Source organism: Pseudorhodoplanes sp. (assembly GCF_050250235.1).
In the GTDB taxonomy this organism is placed as follows: Bacteria; Pseudomonadota; Alphaproteobacteria; order Rhizobiales; family Xanthobacteraceae; genus Pseudorhodoplanes.
Genome location: NZ_JBFWPA010000225.1, coordinates 1 through 6,231 on the forward strand (window position 1 = coordinate 1; position 6,231 = coordinate 6,231).

Here is a 6,231-nt window from a genome sequence, read left to right on the forward strand (position 1 = left end):
ATGGCATTCATACGCTCGTTGAACGCTACATCGCGAAGTTGCGGACCTCGATGCCATCCCTACAAGGCAAGCGGATCAGTCCCCATGTCATTCGTCATACGACCGCCAGCCATCTTCTCCAGGCGGGCGTCGACATAAACACGATCCGCGCCTGGCTCGGACATGTGTCGCTCGATACCACAAACATCTATGCCGAGACTGACCTCGCGACGAAAAAGCGGGCACTGGCGACGCTGGCGAGAGGAAACACGCGACGCTCATCTGGAGGCTGGTCCCGCCGGCCAGATTTGATGACTTTCTTACGATCTCTATAGGCGAAGCAATATGTGGCGCACTTCTCGCGGGCCTTGCTTGAAAACGGCATCGATCTGCCCGTGCGCCACATATCCCGGCTCGCCACATAATTCGTCTTATGTGGCCGGCCACATAAGACGAAGAGCGGCAACGCGTAGACCGCGAGCGTGAACAGGACCCAGCAGAAAAAGCCGAGGCCGACGATGTTGAGAACGATGCCGAGTGCAAGCATGGTGGATACTCCCGTGACAATGATTGCATGGGTTGCGCCTTCCACCACCTCCACGGCGCGAGCGTGAGAATAGCGGGAATTGCGCAGCGGCAACAGCGACGGATCGCGTCCGTCGCTGTTTGTTCGCCACGAGCGATGAGGACGGCGGCGCTCATGCGCCACCGTGACCGAGCTTCCAGACCGGGATACCGAGGCGGCGCGCTTTGTCGGAGACGTTCGCTTGAATGCCGGAGCCCGGCGCAACCAAGACGCCGATCGGCAGTGCCTCGAGCATCGCGTCATTGCGCTTGAACGGCGCGGCTTTGGCGTGCCTGGCCCAATCGGGACGGAAAGCGATCTGCGGAACCTTGCGGTGATCGGCCCAGCGGGCGGCAATGCGCTCGGCGCCCTTGGGCGATCCGCCGTGCAGAAGCACCATGTCCGGATGCTTGGCGCGGACCTGATCGAGACGATCCCAGATCAGGCGGTGATCGTTGAAGTCGAGGCCGCCGGTGAAGGCGACCTTCGGACCTGCCGGCAACATGACTTCGGTCTCGGCCCGGCGCTTGGCCGCGATGAAGTCGCGGCTGTCGATGACCGCCGCGGTCAGTGTGCGATGATTGACGATCGAGCCATTGCGCGGATGCCAGTGCGAGCCGGTCTGGCGCGCGAAATGCTCGGCCGCCTGGTCGCGAAAGAACTCCATGATGGCGCGCCGCTCGATCAGCGTGATGCCCTCGGCCGTGAGGCGCTCCAGCTCGACGGAGCGGATCTCGGAGCCGTCCTGCTCGCGCTGGCATCGACGTTGCGCCTGCTCGTTGCCGTCGAGCTGGCGCTCGATCCGGCCGTTGGCGCGGTGGAAGAGATTGACGGTCGACCACAAGAGGTCGTCGAGGTCCGGTTCGAGGCGGGTATCGGTCAGGGTCGCGACGAGCGCATCGAAGATGTCGGCGACGGCGCCGGCGACATAGCGCGTGTCGGGCAATGGCCGGGGGTCGGGTTCGTCCTGAAACGGACGATAGCCGTGCAACTGCAGCTCGGTGAGGACGTGGTCGGTGGTGGATCCGGCGTGCGGCTCGTAGCCGGTGTTGTCGGGGTCGGTTGTCATGGGATGCTCCTCCCGTCGGATCGGCCGCGCCCATCGCGGCCTTCACGGCGACGAAAGCGGCGGGCGGACCGGTCCTGCACCGCGGAGCGAAGCGCAGCGGCCGGAGCGAAGCGGAGGATGGCGGAGGCCGGCTATTTTGCCTCGCGATGCAAAGCGCGCCGTCCTCCTGTGTATAATGAGAGCGCCATTTGGCGGCGCGCGGCGGAAAATAGCCGGCCGCAGCCATTGCGGAAGCCGGACCGCTTGCCGCAAGGTCGCCTCTCCAGAAGGCCGCGGGCGCGGCCTCCTCGACGGAGGGATCTCCAGGCCGACCCTCGAAGACGAATAACACGCGGGATCACCTCCCGGAGGAGTACGACCGCAACAGCATCGAGCGGAGCTCAGGACCATCCTTACCGGCCCAGCAGCGTCGGTTCTCGGATCGGCCATCGCTTCGAGTTTGCGAAGAGGTAGAGCCCCTGCCTCGCAATAATCGAGCCCGCGCGCCTTCCTGGTCGGCGGCAAGCGCTATTTGCCGGCCTTCGGGGCGTAGAATGTGCCTTCGATCTCGACGATGTCGTCCTGATTGAGCCTCTGCACCTCGACGATCGTGCGAGGCGGGTAAGGCGCCGCGCCCCATAGTTCGGCCTGCACCTTATTGACGATCGGACGGAACCGAAACATGTCGGTCACAAAGACGACCAAACGCACCGTGTCGTTGAGGGTCGCGCCCTCGGACTGAGCGATCAGTCGCATATTGAGAAACGCCTGGCGAACCCGCGCCTCGTCGCCTTCGACAAGGGTGTTGGTTTGCGGGTCGATGCCGCGCATGCCGGCAACGAACAGGAAATCGCCGGCGCGCGTTGCGAGATTCCAGGTCCCTGTCGGCTTGATGGCGCCTGCCGGCGATACCGTTTTCACGCCTTGCGGCGTGACCTGCTGCGCAATCGCCGCGCTGCAGGCCAGCAACAGAGCCGTTGCGGTCAAAGCATGCTTGTACATGGCTTCCTCCTGGTTAGATGGCTGGGCGCGCGACCATTGGCATCAATCGATCCCCCAAAGGACGCATCGATCCGCATGTGAGGCAGCGCATGAACGGGGTTTGCGGATGCGGCGCACGATCGCGTGTGGCGCGCTTCTTCATCGCAAAGCCGAGGACCGATGCAGCCGTGGTGCTGACCAAATAGCGCTTCGTCGTGATGGCCGACGCCAGAGATTGCAGCCGCGGCAGCGAAAACCAGAGAAGGGCTATGATCTGAAGCAGCAGATTGATGGCGAAGGCGGCCTGATAGGCGACTTCTGGGTAATGCCCGTGATCCTTCGCCCAGGCCTGAATCACAAAGCCTGTCAGGCATTGCAGCGCGAAGGCTCCACCCATGTGGAATACATTCAGCGCCGCATTGGCCCGACCGGTGAGTTCCTTCGGAAAATACTCGGCCAGGATTGCGGAGGTTAGCACGGTGCCAGAGCCGACCGCTGCGACGATGGCCCACAGGACGTAAGACGAGGAGAAGCAGCGGAAAATCAGTGCGAGCTGAGCCGCGATGAACAATGCCGCAAGACATCCGAAAATCATCCTCAGACTTATCCCCCGACTTCGGAACCGGTCAGCCGTCCAGCCGATCAGAAGCGCGCCCAGGCAGAGCGCGACGGCCATGACGAGTAGGTGTCGCACGAGCGCAACACGGTCGAAGCGCCCCACGTCGGTGAGCCAGGCGGCTGCCCACAAGCCCTGCAGCGCCCAGGCCGTGCCGATAGATGTCGCCGAAAGCGGCGCCAGCCGCCAGAACCGGCGGTCAGTGAAAACAGTGCGCAATCCCGGAGCCGTCTCTTTGTCCACCGTCCGCTCTGTTGACGGAACATCGGGAACGACCAGGTAGACGGTGAGCGCGCATGCGGCTGTTACCGCTGCCAGAAAAAGGAAGAGCTCTCTCCAGCCGATCCAGGCGAGCAGCGCCTCGACCGGTGTCGTTGCGGTGACCGCGCCGAGCGCACCCAGCATGATCATCCAGCCATTGGCGAGCGGCAGGCGTTCCTTTGGGAACCATAAGACGATGGCTTTCAGACCCGCCGCGAGAGCCGCCGCAACGCCAAGACCGATGAGCGCACGAGAGAAAACGAGCGGGAGAAAACTCTCTGACAGCGCGAACAACGCGGCACCGCATGCCGCGACAACAAAGAGGCTGCATTGAACACGTCTCGGGCCGTAGCGATCCAGGAGTATGCCGACAGGGAGCTGCGCGGCGGCAAAGGTCAGAAAATAGACGGATGTAAGCAACCCGAACTGACCTGCGTCCAGTCCAAGCTCCGTCGTCAAGGGACCGGCAATCACGGCATTTATGTTCCGAAACAGATACGAGAGATAGAATCCGACCGCGAACGGTAGAAAGACGAAGGCAATCAGACGCCATTTCTGCGCAAGAGCCTCAATCGACCGCGATGCCTTTACTCGGCAAGCCGGCACAAAAGAGCGCCTGACGATCGCATCATGAGGTGCGCTCTGGTGACCCGTGTCCGACCCAGGATCCTGAATTCCCGTTTGCCGCTGGAAAGCTGCCATCGCTGCCGTCCTCCCCGACGGCAGCGGGCCGGCTTGGCGTCATGGCAAAGACATTATCATCGATAACATCGTGAGCGGCGTGCAGATCGGGCTCAACGCCGCTTTGCTGGGCGTTAAAAGAGTGCGGACTGGTTTCGCTCACACGTTCCATCGTCTCGCGCATGAGCGGCATCCCAAGATGAACCCGCCTGCCGACCTGCGCCGCAAACTCGTCGAAGCGCGCGGCTCCGAGCTTGCAGGCGGCTTGTCTTATCGGAGGTGATAGGGGTGGCGTTACCGTAAGGTGGTATCTTGCATGCAGCGCGACGGTTTCATTGACGACGCGCAGATCTCGATCGAGATGTTCAAGCTGGCGACTCATCCAGTTGAGCCGGCGCATCATGGCGCTGTGGTCTATCGCTTCACAGTCAGGACCACCCAGGAGCTGGTCGAGCGCAGCGCGAACAAGGAAAGACTTTGAGACGCCCCGACGCCGCGCTTCTGCCAAGAGCCGCGCGGCAGCTTCTTCTGAAATGTAGACGCAGATTCTGGGTTTCATGAGATGCCTCGATGCGAACCGCGGCGATCTAAGAGACGCTTGTTCGTCGAGGCAACATGGAAATCGCAGGCGGCGTAGCTTTGCGTAACGCTGAGAAAAAATAGCGGTACAAGATCGGTCCGCCTGATCGATCGCCAGCGGAACAATCCTCTGGCAGAGCCGCGAAACGACCAGAATCAACAGTTGTTGAGGCAAATCTATACGGTGCTGTCGAAGCGACCCACGCAATCCGATTCAGAAATTAGAGATGTCGCGCGCTGATCTCAGTTTCAGCCGGTGGTCGCCCAACCCTTTATTTTGGCGCGGATGCGATTGCTGACGAAGGCTGGCATGGTCTGGATGGTGCGCCGAATGTCTAGGGGTTGAAGCCAGCGTTTTTGCGCGTGTGGAAACGCGCGGATATGACTGATGTCGTATGGTTTCTTTCAAGATCAGAGATTCTTACAATCAGGCGCGGGCTACAAAGAAGCGTCAGCTGTTTGCCTCTTTCCGATAGATCGGGTTGCGGGCTTACGACGCGCCGTCTTGCTGACATGGGATGAGACCGACGTCCTGCGTCTGTCGAGTGACGTGTTTGCTGCCCTCCGCAGTCAGAGGTTCGGGCTTAGAGGATAGCGCCGAAATGCCGACGCTTCTAAATGTATGACCGGCGACGCAGGACAGTTTCCGTCTGGCGAGGCCGTCATACGCGCATGAACCGCGCAACGTCCTCCGGAACCAGCTGCACCCTGAGCGCCGCCTGCAGCATCTCGATGCCCAAATTGCGCAGATCAGCATTGAGGTCGTCGTCCTGGGGCGACAATGCGATCGCCTCGATCCGAGCCGCGTGCGCTCGGTCGAGCAACTGCGCCATCGCTCCGTCGCCGGCCGGATCATTGTCGCGAACGACGTAGAGCCGGCGCAGCGTGGGCGGAAACAGGATGGCGGCGAGATGCGCGGCCGAGAGCGCCGCCATCATTGGCATGTCCGGCATGACGCAGCGAAGCGAGAGCATGGTCTCGATGCCTTCGCCGGCGGCGGCAACATCGTGCGGGATGCCAAAGCGCGCCGCGTTGCCGAGGAGGTGGCCCATCGCACGCCGCGGTGTTTCTATCGGCGCCTTGCCGAGCGTGACGGGATCGAATCCGGCCGGATCAAGCCAGGTTCGATGTGTGCCGGTGATACGGCCGCTGAGGTTGGTGACGGCCGCGATCATCGCGGGCCAAGTCTCGGTCGGCGCGTAGCGGTTAGGCCGGTAGTAGCAGCGGGGGTGGAAACGCAGGCTTCCGGTTCCGTGCAAAGCCGTAATGCCGCGACTGCGCAAATACGCTTCTACGATTGTGCCCGGAATCGGTTTTGATATGGCGAACAGCCGTCGTGCGGATTCGGGTGAGCCAACCGGTGCCGCAGTTGCCTGCCGCGCCGGCTCAGATGCGACATTGAGGCCAGGCAGACTGAGAAAACGTCGGGCCTCTTCGACGACCCCATGGAAATCCGCGAGGCCGCAGCTTTCGCGGATCACGTCGAGCAGATCGCCATGCTCGCCGGTCGCGGCGTCCGTC

The 6,231-nt window shown here is 62.2% G+C and carries 6 protein-coding genes; 1 reads left to right on the forward strand and 5 read right to left on the reverse strand.

Annotation, left to right across the window (positions count from 1 at the left end; translation table 11 throughout):
- Positions 1-314 (forward strand): tyrosine-type recombinase/integrase (locus AB7F49_RS37075; RefSeq protein ID WP_428532270.1); only part of this gene is annotated, 314 nt, incomplete at its 5' end.
- Positions 315-677: 363 nt separating this feature from the next.
- Here the strand turns inward: AB7F49_RS37075 and AB7F49_RS37080 are convergent.
- From AB7F49_RS37080 to AB7F49_RS37100, 5 genes are all read right to left on the reverse strand, one after another.
- Entirely contained in the window at positions 678-1,613 is a 936-nt protein-coding gene (locus AB7F49_RS37080; RefSeq protein WP_428532273.1) for a DUF2493 domain-containing protein, read from the reverse strand.
- A gap of 507 nt (positions 1,614-2,120) precedes the next feature.
- The gene (locus AB7F49_RS37085; RefSeq protein WP_428532276.1) at positions 2,121-2,594 is read right to left on the reverse strand and encodes a RidA family protein; all 474 of its coding nucleotides are present in this window, start codon (positions 2,592-2,594) and stop codon (positions 2,121-2,123) included.
- 13 nt (positions 2,595-2,607) lie between these two features.
- Positions 2,608-4,056 carry an MFS transporter gene (locus AB7F49_RS37090; RefSeq protein ID WP_428532279.1) on the reverse strand — a complete coding sequence of 483 codons (1,449 nt, stop codon included), beginning with the start codon at positions 4,054-4,056 and terminating at the stop codon, positions 2,608-2,610.
- A gap of 22 nt (positions 4,057-4,078) precedes the next feature.
- Positions 4,079-4,690 carry a ribbon-helix-helix protein, CopG family gene (locus AB7F49_RS37095; protein ID WP_428532282.1) on the reverse strand — a complete coding sequence of 204 codons (612 nt, stop codon included), beginning with the start codon at positions 4,688-4,690 and terminating at the stop codon, positions 4,079-4,081.
- A 682-nt stretch (positions 4,691-5,372) separates the two neighbouring features.
- A partial coding sequence (locus AB7F49_RS37100; protein ID WP_428532285.1) for a DUF7146 domain-containing protein occupies positions 5,373-6,231 on the reverse strand: 859 nt, incomplete at its 5' end.